17 protein-coding genes are annotated in these 20,065 nt (G+C 41.5%); 1 reads left to right on the forward strand and 16 read right to left on the reverse strand.

All coding sequences use genetic code 11. The features are described from left to right. Window positions 1–66 precede the first annotated feature (66 nt). From glpX to PLANO_RS12280, 5 genes are all read right to left on the reverse strand, one after another. Window positions 67–1,032 carry a class II fructose-bisphosphatase gene (gene glpX / locus PLANO_RS12260; RefSeq protein ID WP_038704727.1) on the reverse strand — a complete coding sequence of 322 codons (966 nt, stop codon included), beginning with the start codon at window positions 1,030–1,032 and terminating at the stop codon, window positions 67–69. Between the two features lie 73 nt (window positions 1,033–1,105). After that, window positions 1,106–2,404, reverse strand: a complete 1,299-nt coding sequence (locus tag PLANO_RS12265) for a UDP-N-acetylglucosamine 1-carboxyvinyltransferase (protein ID WP_038704728.1) — start codon at window positions 2,402–2,404, stop codon at window positions 1,106–1,108. 171 nt (window positions 2,405–2,575) lie between these two features. Then, a complete protein-coding gene (fsa, locus tag PLANO_RS12270) occupies window positions 2,576–3,223 on the reverse strand; it encodes a fructose-6-phosphate aldolase (RefSeq protein ID WP_038704729.1) in 648 nt (215 codons plus the stop codon). Window positions 3,224–3,299: 76 nt separating this feature from the next. Beyond that, the gene (locus PLANO_RS12275) at window positions 3,300–4,157 is read right to left on the reverse strand and encodes a class II fructose-bisphosphate aldolase (protein ID WP_038704730.1); all 858 of its coding nucleotides are present in this window, start codon (window positions 4,155–4,157) and stop codon (window positions 3,300–3,302) included. Window positions 4,158–4,244: 87 nt separating this feature from the next. Next, window positions 4,245–4,601, reverse strand: coding sequence for a response regulator (locus tag PLANO_RS12280; RefSeq protein ID WP_038704731.1), 357 nt, complete (start codon window positions 4,599–4,601; stop codon window positions 4,245–4,247). 47 nt (window positions 4,602–4,648) lie between these two features. Between PLANO_RS12280 and PLANO_RS12285 the strand changes: the two genes are divergently transcribed. Beyond that, window positions 4,649–5,134, forward strand: coding sequence for a DUF2529 family protein (locus PLANO_RS12285; protein WP_038704732.1), 486 nt, complete (start codon window positions 4,649–4,651; stop codon window positions 5,132–5,134). Between the two features lie 53 nt (window positions 5,135–5,187). On the opposite strand, the gene PLANO_RS12290 is transcribed toward PLANO_RS12285, so the two are convergent. The 11 genes from PLANO_RS12290 to PLANO_RS12340 all read right to left on the reverse strand — a co-directional run bounded on the left by PLANO_RS12290 (window position 5,188) and on the right by PLANO_RS12340 (window position 20,065). After that, window positions 5,188–6,786, reverse strand: coding sequence for a CTP synthase (locus tag PLANO_RS12290; RefSeq protein ID WP_038704733.1), 1,599 nt, complete (start codon window positions 6,784–6,786; stop codon window positions 5,188–5,190). A gap of 157 nt (window positions 6,787–6,943) precedes the next feature. Continuing rightward, on the reverse strand, window positions 6,944–7,504 hold the full coding sequence (rpoE, locus tag PLANO_RS12295; RefSeq protein ID WP_038704734.1) for a DNA-directed RNA polymerase subunit delta: 561 nt from the start codon (window positions 7,502–7,504) through the stop codon (window positions 6,944–6,946). Window positions 7,505–8,079: 575 nt separating this feature from the next. Then, on the reverse strand, window positions 8,080–11,331 hold the full coding sequence (icmF, locus tag PLANO_RS12300; RefSeq protein WP_038704735.1) for a fused isobutyryl-CoA mutase/GTPase IcmF: 3,252 nt from the start codon (window positions 11,329–11,331) through the stop codon (window positions 8,080–8,082). After that, on the reverse strand, window positions 11,331–11,978 hold the full coding sequence (locus PLANO_RS12305; RefSeq protein WP_038704736.1) for a TetR/AcrR family transcriptional regulator: 648 nt from the start codon (window positions 11,976–11,978) through the stop codon (window positions 11,331–11,333). The genes icmF and PLANO_RS12305 overlap by 1 nt, the downstream gene beginning before the upstream one ends. Window positions 11,979–11,993: 15 nt before the next feature. Beyond that, a complete protein-coding gene (locus tag PLANO_RS12310) occupies window positions 11,994–13,133 on the reverse strand; it encodes an acyl-CoA dehydrogenase (protein ID WP_038704737.1) in 1,140 nt (379 codons plus the stop codon). Between the two features lie 14 nt (window positions 13,134–13,147). Beyond that, complete coding sequence (locus PLANO_RS12315; protein WP_038704738.1) at window positions 13,148–14,284, reverse strand: acyl-CoA dehydrogenase; 1,137 nt, start codon at window positions 14,282–14,284, stop codon at window positions 13,148–13,150. A gap of 18 nt (window positions 14,285–14,302) precedes the next feature. Then, entirely contained in the window at window positions 14,303–15,154 is an 852-nt protein-coding gene (locus PLANO_RS12320; protein ID WP_038704739.1) for a 3-hydroxybutyryl-CoA dehydrogenase, read from the reverse strand. A gap of 2 nt (window positions 15,155–15,156) precedes the next feature. Further along, a complete protein-coding gene (locus PLANO_RS12325; protein ID WP_038704740.1) occupies window positions 15,157–16,350 on the reverse strand; it encodes an acetyl-CoA C-acetyltransferase in 1,194 nt (397 codons plus the stop codon). 223 nt (window positions 16,351–16,573) lie between these two features. Beyond that, window positions 16,574–18,709 carry a (Fe-S)-binding protein gene (locus PLANO_RS12330; protein ID WP_038704741.1) on the reverse strand — a complete coding sequence of 712 codons (2,136 nt, stop codon included), beginning with the start codon at window positions 18,707–18,709 and terminating at the stop codon, window positions 16,574–16,576. A gap of 206 nt (window positions 18,710–18,915) precedes the next feature. Next, window positions 18,916–19,593, reverse strand: a complete 678-nt coding sequence (locus tag PLANO_RS12335) for a hypothetical protein (protein WP_038704742.1) — start codon at window positions 19,591–19,593, stop codon at window positions 18,916–18,918. Continuing rightward, entirely contained in the window at window positions 19,583–20,065 is a 483-nt protein-coding gene (locus PLANO_RS12340) for an ECF transporter S component (protein WP_038704743.1), read from the reverse strand. Before PLANO_RS12340 ends, PLANO_RS12335 begins: the two co-directional genes overlap by 11 nt.

Below are 20,065 nucleotides of genomic sequence, written 5' to 3' on the forward strand. Positions count from 1 at the left end.
TGATTTAGAAGATCTTTAAAGAAGAAGTCCGGCAAAATGCCGGACTCATTTTATGAAGTAGGATCGTTAATCGTTCATTACTAGATTTGGCTTTTTCTCCAAGCTGTGACGCCCTTCGATAAAGCGGACTGTTCCAGATTTTGCGCGCATAACTAATGTATGGCTTTCTGCAAATCCACCTTTTAACTGAACACCTTTTAGCAATTCCCCGTCAGTTACACCGGTTGCTGCGAAAATGGCATCATCGCCTTTAACAAGATCATCCATCATTAAGACTTTGTTTACATCGATTCCCATATCTAAGCAACGCTGTGCTTCTTCTTCGTTTTGCGGAAGCAGCTTCCCTTGGATTTCACCGCCGAGGCATTTTAAGCCGACTGCAGCGATAACGCCTTCAGGAGCACCACCGATACCGAATAAAATATCGACTCCGGTTTGGTCAAACGCTGTATTGATCGCACCAGCAACATCGCCGTCTGAAATTAATTTAATGCGAGCTCCTGCTGCACGAATTTGATCAATGATATCTTGATGACGTGGTCGATCCATAACTGTCGCAACGACTTCTTCGATGTTTTTGTTTTTGGCTTTTGCAACCGCACGAAGGTTATCAATTACTGGCGCGTTAATGTCGATTTTGCCTACTGATTCTGGCCCAACCGCAATTTTTTCCATGTACATATCTGGTGCATTTAAAAGGTTACCGCGATCAGCGATTGCTAGAACTGCTAATGCATTCCAACCACCTGCTGCAACAATATTTGTTCCTTCTAAAGGATCTACTGCAACATCCACTTCTGGACCATTGCCTGTTCCCAATTCTTCACCAATATACAGCATAGGCGCTTCGTCCATTTCCCCTTCACCGATGACGACAACTCCACGCATTGGAATGGTATCAAATACCGTTCTCATTGCTGTTGTTGCTGCATCATCTGCTTCGTTCTTCAAGCCACGGCCCATCCATTTTGAAGAAGCAATTGCTGCTGCTTCGGTGATCCGCACTAATTCCATCGATAGACTTCGTTCCATACGATCAGTTCCTCTCGTTCAGTATTAACTTTTCGGTAATTATTGTAGCATATTTTTTTGTACTAAAAGAGAGTCAATTTGTGTCTTGGTCAAGGTCAGACTTCATGCTCGTTACCGGATCAATTGTTTCTCTCCGGATATCTGCACCTATCCCTTGTAATTTTTCGATAATAGAAGAATAACCTCGTTCAATATGGTAAATTTCTCGAACTTCAGTTTCACCTTCCGCAAGTAACCCAGCAATTACTAAAGCGGCTCCTGCACGTAAGTCAGATGCTACTACAGTTGCAGCTGTCAACGGTGTTGGACCTGTAACAATCGCAGCTCTTCCTTCTACACGACCACTTGCATTCATTCGACGAAGTTCGTCAATATGTTTAAAGCGCGCTGAGTAAATTGTATCTGTGATCATCGAAGATCCATGAGCCTGTGTCATTAAGACAGAGAACGGCTGCTGAAGGTCTGTTGGGAATCCAGGATAAACCAGCGTCTTCACATCAATCGCAGTTAATTGTTCCGACTTTGGAATATATATCGATTCTTCGCCTTCTTGCACATCGACGCCCATTTCACGTAATTTAGCTGTTAAAGCTTCCATATGGAAAGGAATAACGTTATCAATTGTTATACCGTCGCCAATAGCGGCAGCCATAATCATGAATGTACCGGCTTCGATACGGTCAGGAATGATTGTATGGTTAGTACCATGTAATTCTTCTACTCCGTCGATCCGGATAACGTCTGTTCCAGCACCTTTGATTTTTGCACCCATGTTTGTTAACAAAGTAGCTACATCAATAATTTCTGGTTCTTTCGCCGCGTTTTCGATCGTTGTTTGGCCTTTAGCCATAACAGCAGCTAACATAATATTAATGGTTGCACCAACACTCACGACGTCCAAATAAATTTTTGCACCGCGAAGTTCATCAGCACGCAAATAAATTGCCCCGTGTTCATTGGTTACTTTTGCGCCAAGCGCTTCAAAGCCTTTAATGTGCTGGTCAATTGGACGTGGTCCTAGGAAACAACCACCTGGAAGACCGATTGCCGCATGTTTAAAGCGTCCAAGCATTGCACCCATCATGTAATAAGATGCTCGCAATTTTTTGACGTTGCCGTTTGGTAGCGGCATATCAATCATTTTCGTTGGATCGATATTCATCGTTCCATCTTCAAATGTTACTTCGCCACCGATTTCTTCCAAAATACTTTTCAGTGTCCATGCATCAGAAATTCCCGGTAACCCTTCAATCGATACAGGCGAATTGGCCAAAATCGATGCAGGAATCAAAGCAACTGCACTATTTTTAGCACCATTTACTTTAATTGTTCCGGAAAGACGGTTGCCGCCCTTTATTTTATAAACATCCATTGAATTTCTCCTTTATCCACTTTTTCGGCTGTTTTGCTGGCCCAAAAAAGTTCAATTGGTTCGGCTAATATGTTGATTGCCGATCACAACTTAGGTTTTCTCCGCTTAAGCGGTCAGTCTCGCTTCCACTTTTTTAGTAGGAATGAGACTGATTATTTTTATCTCGAATTTTTAAACTGAACGTTTTTCCCAGTCTGCAAGAAACGCTTCGATTCCTTGATCAGTTAATGGGTGTTTAAACATTTGGTGCATAACTTTAATCGGCATCGTCGCAATATGTGCCCCGTTCAAAGCAGCTTCGGTTACGTGCTGTGGGTGACGGATAGATGCTGCAATAATTTCTGATGAAATATCGTGAATTGCAAAAATTTCTGCAATCGTCGCAATCAAGTCCATGCCGTTATGCCCGATATCATCTAGACGTCCAAGGAATGGTGAAACGTAAGCTGCTCCTGCACGTGCTGCAAGCAATGCTTGGTTTGCGCTAAAGATCAACGTTACGTTTACTTTTTTGCCTTCTGAAGCAAGAACCGAACAAGCTTTCAAACCATCTGGTGTCATTGGTAATTTCACTGTGATGTTTGGAGCAAGGTCTGCAAGCTCACGACCTTCTTTAATCATACCTTCTGCATCAAGTGCAATAACTTCGCCACTGATTGATCCGTCAACAAGTGCTGCAATTTCTTTTAAGCGGTCATGGAATGAAACATTTTTTTCTTTTGCTACTAATGATGGGTTCGTTGTAACTCCTGAAAGTATACCCCAAGCGTGTGCTTCTTTAATTTCGTCAAAGTTAGCTGTATCGATAAAAAATTTCATTATTTCTCCTCCAGTATGATGGGAAAAAGAGAAGTTGTCTTGCGATCGCTTCTCTTGCCTCTTTTTTGTTTGCTACTTATGCTTTTTGAGAACTTCCAAACTCACGCATTTTACCCATTACGGTCTTCTTAATCGCTTCGCGAGCTGGTCCCATGTATTTACGTGGATCATAAACTTCAGAATCACTATTTAATACGTCGCGGACTGCTTGTGCTGATGTAATTTGGCTTTCTGTATTCACGTTAATTTTAGATGTACCTAAAGAAACAGCACGTTGAATATCTTTTAATGGAATTCCTGTTCCACCGTGTAAAACAAGTGGCACGTCACATAGCTGTGAAATTTCTTCCATTTCTTTAAATCCTAAGTTTGGCTCTCCTTTGTAAGGACCATGAACAGAACCAAGAGCAGGCGCTAAGCAATCAATACCTGTTCCGTCAACCATTTGCTTACATTCTTGTGGATCCGCGTAAATCACGCCGTCAGCAATAATATCATCTTCTTGTCCACCAACAGTTCCTAATTCCGCTTCAACCGAAACATTGTGTTGGCGAGCATATTCTACAACTTGTTTTGTAATTTCAATGTTTTCTTCAAACGGGTGATGAGAAGCATCAATCATAACTGATGTGAATCCTGCATCAATCGCTTCTTTACATTTTTCAAAGCTCGAACCGTGATCTAAATGAATCGCCACGGGAACTGTAATTTTATAGTCATGCATTAATCCTTTTACCATATTAACAACTGTCGTGAATCCACCCATGTAACGAGCAGCGCCTTCAGAAACCCCACAAATAACTGGTGAATTTTCTTCTTGTGCGGCTTGAAGAATCGCCTGTGTGAACTCTAAATTATTTAAATTGAATTGACCAATTGCATATCCTTCTTGTTTACCTTTTATCATCATTTCTTTCATAGAAACTAACGGCATTAAAATTTCCTCCTCAGCAATGTTTAAAGCGAATATCTTTTATACTATATCAAAAACCCACTATTTACGCCACTTCTTCGGTGTTTACTAATCTAATAATTGCTTCACGGCATCGCGTACTTCAAAGACATCAAATGGCTTTGTAAAATAATGCGCTGCTCCCCAATTGATAGACTCTCTAATAAGGTCGAGCTCTCCGTATGCAGTCATCATGAGAACATGAATATTTGGGTTGCTCTTTTTTAAGCGTTTAAGAATTTCGATGCCGTCCATACCTGGAATTTTCATGTCTAGTAAGACCAGATCTGGTGAATCTTGCTCTACTTTTTCAAGCGCTTCTAAACCACTGCCAGCTGTTATCGCTAAGTAACCTTCTTTAGTAAAGACTTCTTTTAACAACATTCGGATTCCTTGTTGATCATCTACTATCAAAACGGTTTTCAAAAAGAGCCTCTCCTTTATCTGCTATACTTTTTAAACGAGGTGATTTTATGGACTTATTCACAACTCAATTGACACGCTTGATTGAGCGATTATCAGAAGAGCACGAAGCGATTGAAAGCATTGCGGCTGTTTTAGCGCAAGCTGCAATTGCAGAAGGCACAATTTTCACTGCTGCTTTCGGTGAAATGAAAGCCGTGACTGCTGTGGCGTTGCATAGCGATAACCCTTTGCAAAATGCAGCCGAATGGTCGTCAGCAAGCATTGTTACAGACATCGATCGCGTCTTCATTTTGGCCACCAATAACGAAGGCGCAGAACTGGCCGGGCGGTTGTCAGATGCCGGTATTCCTTTTGCATATGTTGCACCACCTTCAAACGACAGTGAACTGGCCGATGCCTTTCTTGCTTTAATCAGTGAAGAAACTTCCCTTATACAGGACGGCAACAATGCTTTGTTAGTTCCGCATGCCTTGGCTGGACTTTACGTCTATTATGCCGTTAAATTACGCATTGATAAACTACTAGCTGAATAAATATTGTCATATACAAAAGCCTTCCCTATTTCTCAAGGGAAGGCTTTTGCCGTTTATTTGTTAGCGATAGCTGCTTTAACAAATTCACGGAACAATGGTTGCGGACGGTTTGGACGTGAAATAAACTCTGGGTGGAATTGACAAGCAACAAACCAAGGGTGGTCAGTTACTTCAATAATTTCCACTAAACGACCATCTGGGCTCGTGCCGGTAAATTTAAATCCAGCGTTTTCAAATGCTTCACGGTATTCGTTATTAAATTCATAACGGTGACGGTGTCTTTCGTAAACTAACTCTTCTCCATATGCTTCGTACGCTTTCGATCCTTTTTCAAGTTTCGCAGGGTACAATCCAAGACGAAGTGTTCCGCCTAAATCTTCGATGTCTTTTTGTTCTGGCAATAAATCGATAACTGGGTAAGTTGTTTTCGCATTTAATTCTGAAGAATGTGCGCCTTCTAAGTTCATGATGTTACGGGCAAATTCAACAGATGCTAATTGCATGCCTAAGCAAATACCGAAGAACGGTACGTTGTTTTCGCGAGCATATTGAGTCGCAACAATTTTCCCTTCAACACCACGATCTCCAAATCCACCAGGAACTAAGATGCCATCGCAATCTTTTAGTTTTTCTGCTACATTTTCAGCATTAACGTGTTCAGCATTAATCCAGTCTACTTCGATTTCAGATTCGAATGCGAAGCCGGCATGTTTTAACGCTTCTACTACAGAAATGTAAGCATCTTGCAGCTCGACGTATTTCCCAACTAGGCCGATACGTACGCTCTTTTTAAGAGATTGCACTTTCTCGACAAGTGTTTTCCAATCCGTCATGTCTGCTTCTGGAGCTTCGATTCCAAAATGATCTAAAACGATTTGATCCATATGCTGTTCTTGCAAACGAAGTGGCATTTCGTAAATCACGTCAACATCGCGTGATTCGATAACTTCTTCTGATTTAATATCGCAGAACAACGCAATTTTGTCTTTCATGTCTTGTGGCACTGGGTGTTCAGTACGCACAACAATTAGGTTTGGTTGAATCCCTAGGCTGCGAAGCTCTTTTACGCTATGTTGCGTCGGTTTTGTTTTCATTTCTTTCGCTGCGCCAAGGTAAGGAATCAATGTACAGTGAACGTACATTACTTCTTCACGGCCAAGATCTGATTTCATTTGACGAATCGCTTCTAAGAATGGCAGTGACTCGATATCGCCAACTGTTCCACCAATTTCAGTAATGACTACATCTGCATTTGCTGTTTTGGCAGCGCGCAACAAACGGTCTTTGATTTCATTTGTGATATGTGGAATAACTTGAACTGTTCCGCCCAAGTAATCGCCGCGACGTTCTTTTTGAATAACTGTCGAATATACTTTCCCTGTTGTTACGTTTGAATATTTATTTAAATTAATGTCAATAAAACGCTCATAATGACCAAGATCCAAATCCGTTTCTGCGCCGTCGTTCGTTACAAAAACTTCCCCATGTTGGTATGGACTCATGGTTCCTGGATCAATATTGATGTACGGATCGAATTTTTGAATCGTCACATTCAATCCTCTATTTTTTAATAAACGGCCTAATGATGCCGCAATAATTCCTTTTCCGAGCGATGATACAACGCCGCCAGTCACAAAAATATACTTTGTCATGCTTGTTTCCTCCTCGAATTATAAAAAATAAAAAGCGCTCCGCCTGCTGCATGCAGGGGAGCGCGTAAACTGTACGAATCATCTCTCCTATTATAAGGAGCCCAAATAAAATATTAGCCAGTCTTGCCTCATAAGTCAAGGTGAAAAAGTGTTCAGATTACTTCAAGTCATCTTCTTCGTCGTCGTCTTCGTCATCATCTTCGTCATCGATGATATTGCCATCCATGTCTTCAACTAGTACGTCGTCTTCTTCTTTGTCGTCATCCGCATCGAAATCAAGCACTTCGATAGGCGATTTAACGACTTCATCTTCCTCGTCTTCCTCATCATCTTCACCGAAATCTTCAAATTCCAACTCATCTTCTAGTGATAGCTCATCTAAATCATCAAAGCCTTCATCGTCAGCAACTTTTGCTTTCTTTTTACGCGCTTTAACAGTCGGTGCTGATTCTTCTTCGATTTGCTCAACCGGGTACCACTCACGTAGACCCCAACGGTTTTCGCCCAAGATTAAAAAGCGTCCATCAATATTAAGATCCGTATAGAATTGCACTAGACGATCTTTCATATCTTCTTTCGACAAGTTCAATAATTTCTCAATTTCTGTAACAAGTTCTGCATAAGTTTTTGTTTCATGTGTCTCTTCCAACATTGCATATGTCAAGTCAACAAACGACTCTTCTATTAGTTCTTCTTTAGATAATTCACGAATTTTCATTCCGTGCACGTCCCTTCTTCTTCTTAACTTAATCCATTATATACAAACTAACTAGTCTCCGCTACCGTGTATTCTTTTTTCTCGGATCTATTTGTTTCCATCCGAAATAAAATAAATAAATCGCCAGAACCATAAAAGGAATCGATCCCATCGCTTTATTGTACAGGAAGAAAATCAGTATGACACAGATTGCGATGATTATGTAGTGTACAGCATTTCGCATAGGATCCATCCTTCTTGATTTCTGTGATGCGTATTCTTTTATTATACAGAAGATGGAGAGGGATATCGAATGGAAGATGTGTGAAAGGATGGTTTATGATTTAAGTTGCCTTATTTTTGGTAATTTTTTCTTTATTTCATTAATTTGTTGGATTTAATTACTTTTTCTTATCTTCTTTTTCGCTGACCGTGCGTATTCTTGTTTGAACGTGCGTATTTTCTCCTGAGCGTGCGTATTTCTATTTGAACGTGCATATTTCTATTTGAATGTGCGTATCGCTCTCCCAACGCGCAAAAAAGATGGAACCCTTGCCATTCGACAAGTGTTCCATCTTTTTTAATCAAGCTTCTACTTACATATTACGTCTATATTGTCCGCCTACTTCGTACAAAGCGGTTGTAATTTGGCCAAGACTTGCGACTTTTACGGTTTCCATCAATTCTTCAAAGATGTTGCCGCCAGTTTTCGCTGCTTGTTTTAGACGTTCCAACGCTTCAGCTGAATCGTTGCGTTCTTGGAACGCGCGAAGATTGCTGATTTGTGTTTCTTTTTCTTCTGTTGTGGCGCGGGCGATTTCCATTGCGTTGATGTCGTCGTCCGTTTGCGGATTCGGGTTCAAGTATGTGTTAACTCCGATAATCGGCAATTCGCCTGTGTGTTTTTTCATTTCGTAATGCATCGACTCTTCTTGGATTTTGCCGCGCTGGTATTGTGTTTCCATTGCGCCCAAGACGCCTCCGCGGTCGTTGATGCGATCAAATTCAGTTAGCACCGCTTCTTCAACCAATTGGGTCATTTCTTCGATAATGAACGCGCCTTGTAACGGGTTTTCATTTTTCGAAAGACCGTGTTCTTTTGTGATGATCATTTGAATCGCCATTGCGCGACGAACTGATTCTTCTGTCGGCGTTGTGATAGCTTCATCGTATGCGTTTGTGTGCAATGAGTTACAGTTGTCTTGCAACGCCATTAACGCTTGAAGCGTTGTGCGGATATCGTTAAAGTCGATTTCCTGCGCGTGCAAGCTACGTCCTGAAGTTTGTACATGGTATTTTAGTTTTTGGCTACGTTCGTTCGCGCCGTATTTATCGCGCATGACAACTGCCCAAATGCGACGTGCTACACGTCCAATAACTGTATACTCTGGATCCAGTCCATTCGAGAAGAAGAACGAAAGGTTAGGAGCAAAGTCATCGATGTTCATGCCGCGGCTCAAGTAGTACTCTACGTAAGTGAAACCGTTCGACAATGTAAACGCCAATTGTGAAATCGGGTTCGCTCCTGCTTCTGCAATATGGTAGCCCGAAATCGATACGGAATAATAGTTACGAACTTTGTGATCGATAAAGTATTGTTGAATATCGCCCATCATCCGTAATGCAAACTCAGTTGAGAAGATACATGTGTTTTGTCCTTGGTCTTCTTTTAGAATATCCGCTTGCACTGTTCCACGAACCACTTGTAGCGTTCCTTCACGAACTTCTGTGAATTCTTCTACAGTTAACGTGCGGCCTAATTTTTCTTCGTTAATTTTTACTTGCTGATCAATTGCTGTGTTCATGAACATTGCTAAAATTATCGGAGCCGGTCCGTTGATTGTCATTGATACAGAAGTCGTTGGTGCACAAAGGTCAAAGCCTTCGTACAATTTCTTCATGTCGTCCAATGTACAAATCGATACGCCCGACTCGCCGACTTTTCCGTAAATGTCCGGGCGGTGGTCTGGGTCTTCGCCGTAAAGCGTTACCGAGTCAAATGCTGTCGATAACCGCTTCGCATCGTCGTCTTTTGATAAGTAATGGAAACGACGGTTTGTACGTTCAGGCGTTCCTTCACCCGCAAACTGGCGTTTTGGATCTTCTCCTGCACGTTTGAACGGGAATACGCCCGCTGTGTAAGGGAATGAACCTGGAGCGTTCTCCAAATAAACCCATGACAAAATTTCGCCATAATCAACGAATTTCGGCAATACCACGCGTGGCACTTTAATGCCTGACAAACTTTCTGTACGTAAAATCGTACGGATTTCTTTGTCACGTACCGTTGTGACAAATTCGTCACCCGCGTACATTTCTTTTAAAGCATCCCAGTTGTTTAGAATGCGTTTTGATTCGGCTGTTAGTTCATCGCGAACGCCTTCTGCAAGCGATTCGAGTGAAGCGACTAAAGCGTCATCTGGCGCTTTTTCTTTTACCGCTTCAATTGCTCCTTCTAATTGGAACAAACGACGCGCAAAAGCAGATTGCTCTTTTGTTTTCGCGTGATAGCCACGAACTGTATCTGTTAATTCGCGTAAATAATAGCGACGTTCGTTTGGAATAATGAGGTTTTCTTTTTGTGTTTTTACGAATTTATCGTAATCTGTTTCCCAATCCGTTCCACATTTTTCATTTACTTTGCCTACTAATGCAGCAAATAACGAGTTTGTGCCTTTGTCGTTAAATTGACTAGCGATTGTGCCGTAAACTGGCATATCGTCTAGCTCTTTGTCCCACATTAGACGACTGCGTTGGAATTGCTTTTGCACTTGACGAAGCGCGTCTTGTGAACCGCTACGTTCGAATTTATTGATACAAATTAAATCTGCATAGTCAATCATGTCGATTTTCTCAAGCTGTGACGGGGCACCAAACTCGCTTGTCATAACATACATCGAAACGTCTGAGAAGTTCGCAATTTCTGCATCGCCTTGTCCAATACCGCTCGTTTCAACAACGATTAAGTCAAAATCAGCCGCTTTTACAACGTCTAATACGTCACCGATTGCGCCTGACAACTCAGAACGTGAACCACGTGTCGCAAGACTTCTCATAAAGACGCGTTTGTTGAAGATGGCGTTCATGCGAATACGGTCGCCAAGAAGTGCGCCGCCTGTTTTTTGTTTTGTTGGATCGATTGATAAAATCGCAATTTTTTTGTCTGGAAGTTCTGATAAGAAACGACGAATTAATTCGTCCGTTAACGAACTTTTACCCGCTCCACCTGTTCCTGTAATCCCAAGAATCGGTGTGTTTTTCGTTTTTGCACGGACCGTTTTTAACAATTCTGTTGTATCGGTGTCGCGTGTATGTGCTTCTTCTGCTGCGGTAATCGCGTTTGCCAGTACAACCGGCTCTTCAGATGATAAGTTGTCAAAAGACTGACCCTCTTTAACTGTTGAGAAATCACATTCTTCAACAATTTCTGTGATCATGCCTTGTAAGCCTTTTTTACGGCCATCTTCAGGTGAAAAAATCCCCGCAACGCCATATGCTTCAAGTTCTTTAATTTCACGTGGCAAAATAACACCGCCGCCTCCGCCGTAAATGCGGATATGCGATGCACCTTTTTCTTTTAATAAGTCATACATATACTTAAAGTATTCCATATGACCGCCTTGGTAAGAAGAAATACAAATTCCTTGAACGTCTTCTTGGATTGCGGCATTTACTACTTCTTCAACCGAACGGTTATGACCTAAGTGAATCACTTCGGCACCACTTGCTTGTAGAATACGGCGCATAATATTAATTGACGCGTCATGACCGTCAAACAGGCTTGAAGCCGTTACAAAACGGATATGGTTTTTTGGCTGATAAGTTTTCGCTTCTTCAATGATCGCCATTATAATTTAGCCCCCTGTGTTGATATTTTTTCTCCTGCCATCCCCTGCAAAAGAAACTGTGTTTGAATATCGATAAATTCTTGAATGGTGTAGCCATCAAATGCCCATCTTCTAAATGCCCACATTTGCCCTTGAACAAATAAATGATGAGAGGCCATGCCCACTTCTTTTGTAGTCATGTCAATTTCGCCGTTTTCCACACATTGTGTCAACAAGCGTTCAAAAATCGCGACCATTTCGAGTTCTTTTTTGAGCACATAGCTTAAGGCGTCTTTTGGCAAGGATTTGGATTCCTGGTACATGACAACGAATTCATCCTGCATTTCGTCAATTAATGTGTAATAATGTTCAATCGCCATTGCTAGTACACTAATAGATCCTTGTTCAATATCGAGCCTGTCGAGGCGTGTATGCACTTCGTCATAAATCGAGTCACAAACAAGATACAACACATCTTCTTTTGTCCGGATGTATTCGTATAAAGTTCCAATGCTAAAACCTGCTGCTTTAGCAATTTCTCGTGTCGTCGTCCGGTGAAAGCCTTTTTCTTTAAATAGCGTGACAGCGCCGCGAATCATTTGTTCACGACGCTTTTCTATTAAGCTTTCATCTTTCACGGAAGACTCAATCTCACGCTTTTTGTTCATAAGGCAACCCTCCGCTTATTTCGTGACCATCCGAGAAATAACAAGACGCTGAACTTCTTGTGTACCTTCGTAAATTTGTGTGATTTTCGCATCGCGCATATAGCGTTCAACTGGATAGTCTTTTGTATAACCGTAGCCACCGAATACTTGTACTGCTTCAACGGTCACTTTCATCGCCGTGTCACCTGCCATTAATTTGGCCATTGCTGACTCTTTGCTGTAAGACAATTTGTTCGACTCTAGCCAAGCAGCTTGGTACGTCAACAAACGAGAAGCTTCGATTGAAGTTGCCATATCTGCTAATTTAAATGAAACTCCTTGGTTAACCAAGATTGGTTTACCGAATTGCTCACGCTCTTTTGCGTAATCGATTGATGCATCAAGTGCACCTTGTGCGATTCCAACCGCTTGAGCTGCAATTCCGTTACGGCCGCCGTCAAGTGTTTGCATCGCAATTTTGAATCCTTGGCCAAGTTCGCCTAAAACGTTTTCTTTAGGTACGCGGCAGTTATCAAAAATAATTTCTGTTGTCGGGCTTGAACGAATGCCTAGCTTACGCTCTTTTTTACCAACTGAGAAACCTTCAAAGTCTTTTTCAACGATAAACGCTGTCGTACCTTTATGTTTCGATTCTGGGTCTGTTACAGCGAAAACGACATAAATGTCTGCAATCCCACCGTTTGTAATAAAGATTTTCGAACCATTTAATACGTAATGATCGCCATCTTCTCTTGCAGATGTGCGCATAGAACCTGCATCAGAACCTGCAGATGGTTCTGTTAAACCGTAAGCACCAATTTTTGTTCCTTCAGCCATTGGACGAAGGTATTTTTGTTTTTGCTCTTCTGTTCCAAATGTATATACCGGCCATCCAGCTAATGAAGTATGTGCTGATAAGGTTACGCCCGTTGAAGCACATACGCGTGATAATTCTTCAACTGCGATGCAGTATGCCAAATAATCTGAGCCAATTCCGCCGTACTCTTCTGGCCATGGAATTCCTGTTAAGCCAAGTTCAGCCATTTTGTCGAAAATTTCACGGTCAAAACGTTCTTCTTCGTCGCGTTCTTCTGCAGTAGGTGCTACTTCTTTGTTTGCGAAATCTCTTACCATTTTTCGGATCATTTGGTGTTCTTCAGATAGTTGGAAATTCATTTTTTATTCCTCCATTATTTGGTTAGTTGTTTGCTAATAACGATGCGTTGGATTTCACTCGTGCCTTCGTAAATTTCCGTTACTTTCGCGTCACGGAATAAACGCTCAACTGGGTAATCTTTTGTATAACCGTAACCACCGAATACTTGGATTGCTTCAATCGTTACGTCCATTGCTGTTTTTGAAGCAAAAAGCTTGGCCATTGAAGCTTCTTTATTACACTCTTTGCCTTTTGAATACAGGTCAGCTGCGTTATAAACAAGCAATTTCGCCGCTTCTACTTGCGTTGCCATATCAGCTAGCTTAAAGCCAACACCTTGTTGATGAGCAATTGGTTTACCAAACTGCTCGCGTTCTTTTGCGTAAGCTACAGCGTATTCATAAGCCGCTTCAGCGATTCCAAGTGCTTGTGCTGCGATACCAATACGTCCAACGTTCAAATTCGCCATTGCGATGCTGAATCCTTTATTTTCTTCACCTAATAAGTTTTCAGCTGGTACGCGCATATTCTCGAATGTTAATTGAACTGTTTTCGAACCGTGAAGACCCATTTTCTTTTCATTTTTACCAATGATCAAGCCTGGCGTGTCTTTTTCAACAATAAAAGCTGAAATTCCTCGAGATCCTGCTTCTGGTTTTGTAGAAGCAAAGACAATGTACGTATCAGCTGCTCCACCGTTCGTAATAAAAACTTTTGAGCCATTTAATACATAGTCATCGCCGTCTAAAACAGCTTTTGTTTTCAAGCTCCCAGCATCAGATCCTGCAGCAGGTTCTGTTAAACAGAAAGCACCTAAGTATTCGCCACTTGCTAGTTTTGGTACATATTTTTCAATTTGCTGTTGCGATCCGAAATTTAAAATCGGGTTTGTGCCAACAGACGTATGAACAGATAAAATAACTCCGATCACACCGCTCGCTTTCGATAATTCATGAATCGCTGTGATATATGAAGTAAAGTCCATTTCTGAGCCGCCGTATTTTTCAGGAGCCGTAATCCCCATTAATCCAAGCTCGCCCATTTTCTTTAAAATCGCTGTTGGAAATTCATCGTTTTCCATATTTTCAATAAATGGTGTAATTTCTTCTTTTGCAAAGTCTCGCACCATGTTGCGCATCATAAGTTGTTCATCTGTAAAGTGCAAATCCATAAGGTTTCCTCCTAAATATTATGCGTAGCTATAAAATCCGCGTCCAGTTTTCTTACCAAGCCATCCCGCTTTTACGTATTGACGCAATAATGGGCTCGGACGATATTTGCTGTCGCCAAATCCTTCATGCAACACTTCCATAATATAAAGGCACGTATCAAGTCCGATAAAATCAGCTAATTCTAACGGTCCCATTGGATGGTTCATACCCATTTTCATGATATCGTCGATTGCTTCTTTTGTAGCGACACCTTCTTGAAGTGTGAAAATCGCTTCGTTGATCATCGGCATCAAAATTCGGTTAGACACAAATCCTGGAAAATCATTTACTTCTACAGGTGTTTTTGACAATTGAACTGTCATTTCTTCTACTTTTTTATATACTTCATCAGAAGTTGCCAAGCCACGAATAATTTCTACTAATTTCATGACTGGTACTGGGTTCATAAAATGCATACCGATTACTTGTTCTGGGCGATTTGTTACTGCCGCAATTTCTGTAATTGGTAGCGATGATGTGTTTGTTGCTAAAATGGCATGCTTTGGAGTTACTTCATCCAATGTTTTAAAAATGCTATGTTTAATAGCCATGTTTTCAACAGCTGCTTCGATAACAATATCAACATCGTGCGCGTCTTTTAAATCTAATGAAGACGTGATGCGGCCAAGAACTGCTATTTTCTCATCTTCTGTCATCCGACCTTTTTCCACATTGCGTGATAAGTTTTTCGTGATTGATGCAATGCCTTTATCGTATGCTTCTTGTTTCATATCGTTTAACTTCACATTTAATCCCGCTTGTGCACAAACTTGTGCGATGCCAGAACCCATTTGTCCTGCACCAATAACCATTACGTTTTGAATCGACATACTTATTTTTCCTCCTTAGGAACGCTAATCATAATCGCGTCGCCTTGTCCGCCACCAGAGCAGATGGCTGCGATACCAATGCCGCCTCCGCGACGTTTTAATTCGTAAGCGAGTGTTAAAATAATGCGCGCACCGCTTGCACCAATTGGGTGACCAAGTGCTACAGATCCGCCGTTGACGTTAACTTTTTCAGCGTCAAGTCCAGCAATTTTCGAGCTCGCTAATGCCACTGCTGCAAAAGCTTCGTTAATTTCGAATAAATCAATTTCATCAATCGATTTACCGGTTTTTTTCAATAGCTCATTAATAACAATTCCTGGAGTTTCAGGGAAACGATGTGGTTCAATTGCCACTTCTGTATGAGACAGAACATGAGCTAATACGTTTTTGCCTTCTTTTTGTGCGCGTTCTTCACTCATCAAGACAAGTGCTGCAGCACCGTCGTTAATTCCAGGTGCGTTTCCGGCAGTAATCGTGCCATCTTTTCCAAATGCAGGTTTTAGTTTTGCTAATGCTTCAATTGTTGAGTTAGCGCGCGGAGCCTCGTCCACATCAACCGTGATAGGATCTCCTTTGCGCTGCGGAATATCGATTGCTACGATTTCGTCAGCGAATAAATCTTTTGCCTTAATTGCACGCTCATGTGAACGAGCTGACCACTTGTCTTGCTCTTCACGCGACAAGTCGAAATCATTTGCAGTTGAGTTACCGTAAGTTCCCATATGGACACGGTCTGGGTGGAATGAACACGACAAACCATCATGTACCATGCCATCAATTACTTGTGAATCGCCCATGCGAAGGCCCCAACGTGCTTTTGGTAAATAATAAGGTGCATTTGACATCGATTCCATGCCGCCTGCAACGATAACTTCTTCGTCGCCTAAACGGATAATTTGGTCGGCCAATGTGACACTCCGCATACCCGATGCGCAAACTTTATTAATTGTTTCTGATTTTACGTTATATGGAATTCCCGCTTTCGTTGCTGCTTGGCGAGATGGAATTTGCCCTTGACCTGCTTGTAGAACATTGCCCATGATGACTTCTTGAACTTCTTTTGGTTGGATATCTGCACGGCTCATTGCAGCTTTGATCGCTTCTGCTCCAAGATCACTTGCTGATAATGTGCTCAAGTTGCCTCCGAATTTCCCAAATGCTGTACGTGCTCCGTCAAGTATGACTGTTTTTGCCATGATGATTTTCCTCCCTTAATGTGTTTCGTTGTAAACGTTTTCAACTGCTCTAAAAAAATAAAGCGAGTTGCTTTTTCTGTCGGCATTATATTGACTGAACGCTCGCTCGGTTTTTGAGCAAAAGAAAAGGGAGCATTCGACTCCCTTTCATTTCTTACTTATGCTGTTATTCTACTCAAATTTCTGTTATTAAGCAATTATTTTTTACTCAGTAGCTAAATGCTTATTGGACAATTGCTTCTGGTTCTGGCGTTGCATTTCCGAGAACAGCCATTTCCAATAGCTCAGCTACATCGTAAGTGCCAACTTGTTCTTCTACTTCTTTTGCTTTCGTACCATCTGATAACATCGTCAAGCAGTATGGACAACCAGAAGAGATCATCGTTGGGCTTACTTCAAGTGCTTGTTCAGTACGCGCAACGTTTACGCGATGACCTGCATCTTCTTCCATCCACATCATTCCGCCACCGGCTCCACAGCACATGCCGTCTTCACGGTTACGTTTCATTTCAACCAATTCTACGCCTTCGATCGCTTTTAATATTTCGCGCGGTGCGTCGTAAACATCGTTATAGCGACCAAGGTAACAAGAATCGTGGAACGTAATTCGTTCGTTTACCGGGAATTGTGGTTTAAGACGTCCCTCTTGAACAAGATCAAATAGCATTTCGGTATGGTGATAAACTTCCGCTTTAAAGCCGAAATCTGGGTATTCGTTTTTGAAAATATTATATGCGTGCGGATCAATCGTAACGATTTTCTTGATCTCTGCTTTTTCAAATTCTTTGATATTGCCTGTCGCTAGTTCTTGGAACAAGAATTCATTACCTAGACGACGTGGAGTATCGCCTGAATTTTTCTCTTTGTTTCCGAGAATCGCAAATTTCACTCCTGCCTCATTCATCAAACGAGCAAATGATAAAGCGATTTTTTGTGAACGGCTGTCGAATGATCCCATCGAGCCAACCCAGAATAAGAATTCAAATTCTTCTCCTGCTTTGTTCATTTCTTTTACCGTTGGGATATGAATATCTGGACGTGCATCTCTCCAGTTTTCTTTTTCTTTACGGTTAAGACCCCATGGATTTCCTTGACGTTCGATGTTTGTCATCGCACGCTGTGCATCCGGGTCCATTTTACCTTCTGTCATCACAAGGTAACGACGAAGATCGATAATTTTATCAACATGCTCGTTCATAACTGGACATTGGTCTTCACAGTTACGGCAAGTTGTACATGCCCAAATTTCTTCTTCTGTAATAACGTCTCCGATTAAGCTCGGGCTATAAAGTTCATCGATTGTAATGCCTTCAGCGCCAGCAGCCATTGCTAGCTGGTTTCCTTGTGTGTTGTTAAATGCCATTGCTGGCACCCAAGGTTTTTTCTGCGTCATAACAGCTCCTGTATTTGTCAGGTTGTCACGAAGTTTTGTAATCAGGTCCATTGGTGACAGCATTTTCCCTGTTCCAGTTGCTGGACACATATTCGTACAACGACCACATTCTACGCAAGCGTAGAAATCAATCATTTGGCTTTGTGAGAAATCAGTGATTTTCCCTACACCAAATGATGGCATCGCATCAGGATCTTCTTCGTCTTCCATTTCTTCAAAGTTGATTGGTTTTAAGCGACCTACATGATCAACTCTGTGGAACCATGTGTTAACTGGTCCGAAGATTAAGTGAGCGTGTTTTGATTGTGGAACATAAACCAAGAATGTAAGTAGGAATAGTAAATGTGCCCACCACATGATATAGAAAATCGTAACGGTTGCCGCTTCAGGTAACCAAGCAAATGCACTAGCTACTAAAGATGCTACTGGTTCAGTCCAAGCAGTTTCATGTCCGTGCCAGTTCATGTTCATTCCGTTTCCAATTAGTACAGTGACCATTAAGCCACCAATGAAAATTAACACAAGCCCTGACTTCCATCCGCGTTTCAAACGAACAAGCTTTTCAATATAACGTCTGTAGAACGCCCATATCACTGCGACTAAAATTGTTAATGTCACAATTTCTTGGAAGAACGTGAAAGCTGGATAAAGAGGTCCTAGTGGCAAATGTGAATCCGGAGATAAGCCTTTGATAATAAAATCAATAGCACTCGCCTGAACCAACAAGAACCCGTAGAAGAACATGACGTGAATCGTTCCACTCTTTTTATCTTTCAATAATTTTTTCTGACCAAATACGTTGACCATGACTTTACGCAAACGCTCGTTAAAATTTTCTTCAAACTCGACTTTTTTCCCGAGTTGGATAAAATCATATCTCGACTTCAATAAATAGATGAAGAGATAAACTGCGTAAGCGGTTACAGCTATGAATAAAACCCAGTTTGCAATTAATAATGGCTCCATCGCGATATCCCCCTTGTATTGTGTGTATTCAAAAATAACTTACTCAAAGTTTACGTGAATGACTCTAACTTGTCGATACTATGTTCTATATTAAAATATGAATGAGCATTCAGTCAACCTAAATATAAAAGAGAATGTAAATTCCATTGCATGCTCGAGCACTAAATAAATAAAGCAGTATCCCATTATAGGATACTGCTTAGACTTTACTCAAATTCGACTAAATACAAATGATCTCCAAAATATTGCTGTGCTCGCTCTACATTTTTGTGTTGCACACCCACTAAAACACAAGTTGCAGGCCCGCCAGATTTTTTTAGATCAAGTGCGCTTGAAATTTTCACTGACCACTTTATTAGCAATTTGAATTCTTCCGCAATACCTTTTGAACCAACTGGCCAAATTTGTTCGACTAAAGATAAGTCGAGTGCCTTTTTAAGTAAAGCTAGATTGGCCGTTTGATCTACTCTAGTCAATACTTCTGGGCCAATTAAAGGGACGCCATAAACAAACCATTGCAAAGACTCAACAGACATTGGTTTCCGCAACTCTTTGCCGATCATTGTAACAGCGATACCCGATTGCTTAGTAAGCATATTGGTTTCAGTACTCCCAGAAATTGCTGGAAGAGCTAATTGCGTTTCTGCAAAAAGCTCGGTAATTCCTTCGACATACTGATTCCAACTAGAAGCTCCACTGAAATTGTGAATGAGTACTGCTTGTGGTTCGCTACCTGCTGCCCATTGCTCAAGCAAGGCCACACGTGCCGCAAATTTTGCTGTAACAGCATCAGGAACTTGTAAAACATCTTGTTCTTTCTCGCCAATTGCTGCTGAATTATCTGAAGTGATGACAAATCCATCAATCAATAGTTCATGACGCATTTCTTGAACCCTCACTTATCTTCAAAACATAAGGCATCAATAGAGCAGCTACTGCAGCATTAATCGATGCCGCAATTAATAACGCAGGAACAGAAGCATAAAAAAATGCGGGTGACAGGAGGAAGTAAAACGGCACTGCTGCCAACACTCCGTTACCAATGATGAATGCAGCCCATTTCAACCAACGCTTTCCAGCATGATGCAGTTTTGCAAAAAGCCATACGACTGCCCACATTTCTACTGCAATAAGTAGGTGAAACGGTCCGAGTGGCAAACCCCCGAATGATGCCGATAATAAATGACCAAATGCCGCAATAGTACCGGCGAGCGGTGCTGTAAAAAACAGCACTGCTAAGAGTGCCGGCATCGCATCTAGCGCAATTGATGCGATACCTAGTGGGATTTTAATCATTCCACCAATTGCAGATAAGCTAATGAATAATGCCGCTAACGCTAGTTTTCTAGTCGTCAT

The organism is Planococcus sp. PAMC 21323 (assembly GCF_000785555.1).
Classification (GTDB): domain Bacteria; phylum Bacillota; class Bacilli; order Bacillales_A; family Planococcaceae; genus Planococcus.

Bases quoted from the DNA above. Each gene is read 5' to 3' on its own strand.
- PLANO_RS12310 (WP_038704737.1), bottom strand. From the start codon at position 13,133: ATGAATTTCCAACTATCTGAAGAACACCAAATGATCCGAAAAATGGTA.
- PLANO_RS12285 (WP_038704732.1), top strand. From the start codon at position 4,649: ATGGACTTATTCACAACTCAATTGACACGCTTGATTGAGCGATTATCA.
- PLANO_RS12275 (WP_038704730.1), bottom strand. From the start codon at position 4,157: ATGCCGTTAGTTTCTATGAAAGAAATGATGATAAAAGGTAAACAAGAA.
- fsa (WP_038704729.1), bottom strand. From the start codon at position 3,223: ATGAAATTTTTTATCGATACAGCTAACTTTGACGAAATTAAAGAAGCA.
- PLANO_RS12290 (WP_038704733.1), bottom strand. From the start codon at position 6,786: ATGACAAAGTATATTTTTGTGACTGGCGGCGTTGTATCATCGCTCGGA.
- PLANO_RS12265 (WP_038704728.1), bottom strand. From the start codon at position 2,404: ATGGATGTTTATAAAATAAAGGGCGGCAACCGTCTTTCCGGAACAATT.
- PLANO_RS12305 (WP_038704736.1), bottom strand. From the start codon at position 11,978: ATGAACAAAAAGCGTGAGATTGAGTCTTCCGTGAAAGATGAAAGCTTA.
- icmF (WP_038704735.1), bottom strand. From the start codon at position 11,331: ATGGCGATCATTGAAGAAGCGAAAACTTATCAGCCAAAAAACCATATC.
- PLANO_RS12330 (WP_038704741.1), bottom strand. From the start codon at position 18,709: ATGGAGCCATTATTAATTGCAAACTGGGTTTTATTCATAGCTGTAACC.
- PLANO_RS12320 (WP_038704739.1), bottom strand. From the start codon at position 15,154: ATGTCGATTCAAAACGTAATGGTTATTGGTGCAGGACAAATGGGTTCT.
- PLANO_RS12315 (WP_038704738.1), bottom strand. From the start codon at position 14,284: ATGGATTTGCACTTTACAGATGAACAACTTATGATGCGCAACATGGTG.
- rpoE (WP_038704734.1), bottom strand. From the start codon at position 7,504: ATGAAAATTCGTGAATTATCTAAAGAAGAACTAATAGAAGAGTCGTTT.
- PLANO_RS12340 (WP_038704743.1), bottom strand. From the start codon at position 20,065: ATGACGACTAGAAAACTAGCGTTAGCGGCATTATTCATTAGCTTATCT.
- PLANO_RS12335 (WP_038704742.1), bottom strand. From the start codon at position 19,593: ATGCGTCATGAACTATTGATTGATGGATTTGTCATCACTTCAGATAAT.
- glpX (WP_038704727.1), bottom strand. From the start codon at position 1,032: ATGGAACGAAGTCTATCGATGGAATTAGTGCGGATCACCGAAGCAGCA.
- PLANO_RS12325 (WP_038704740.1), bottom strand. From the start codon at position 16,350: ATGGCAAAAACAGTCATACTTGACGGAGCACGTACAGCATTTGGGAAA.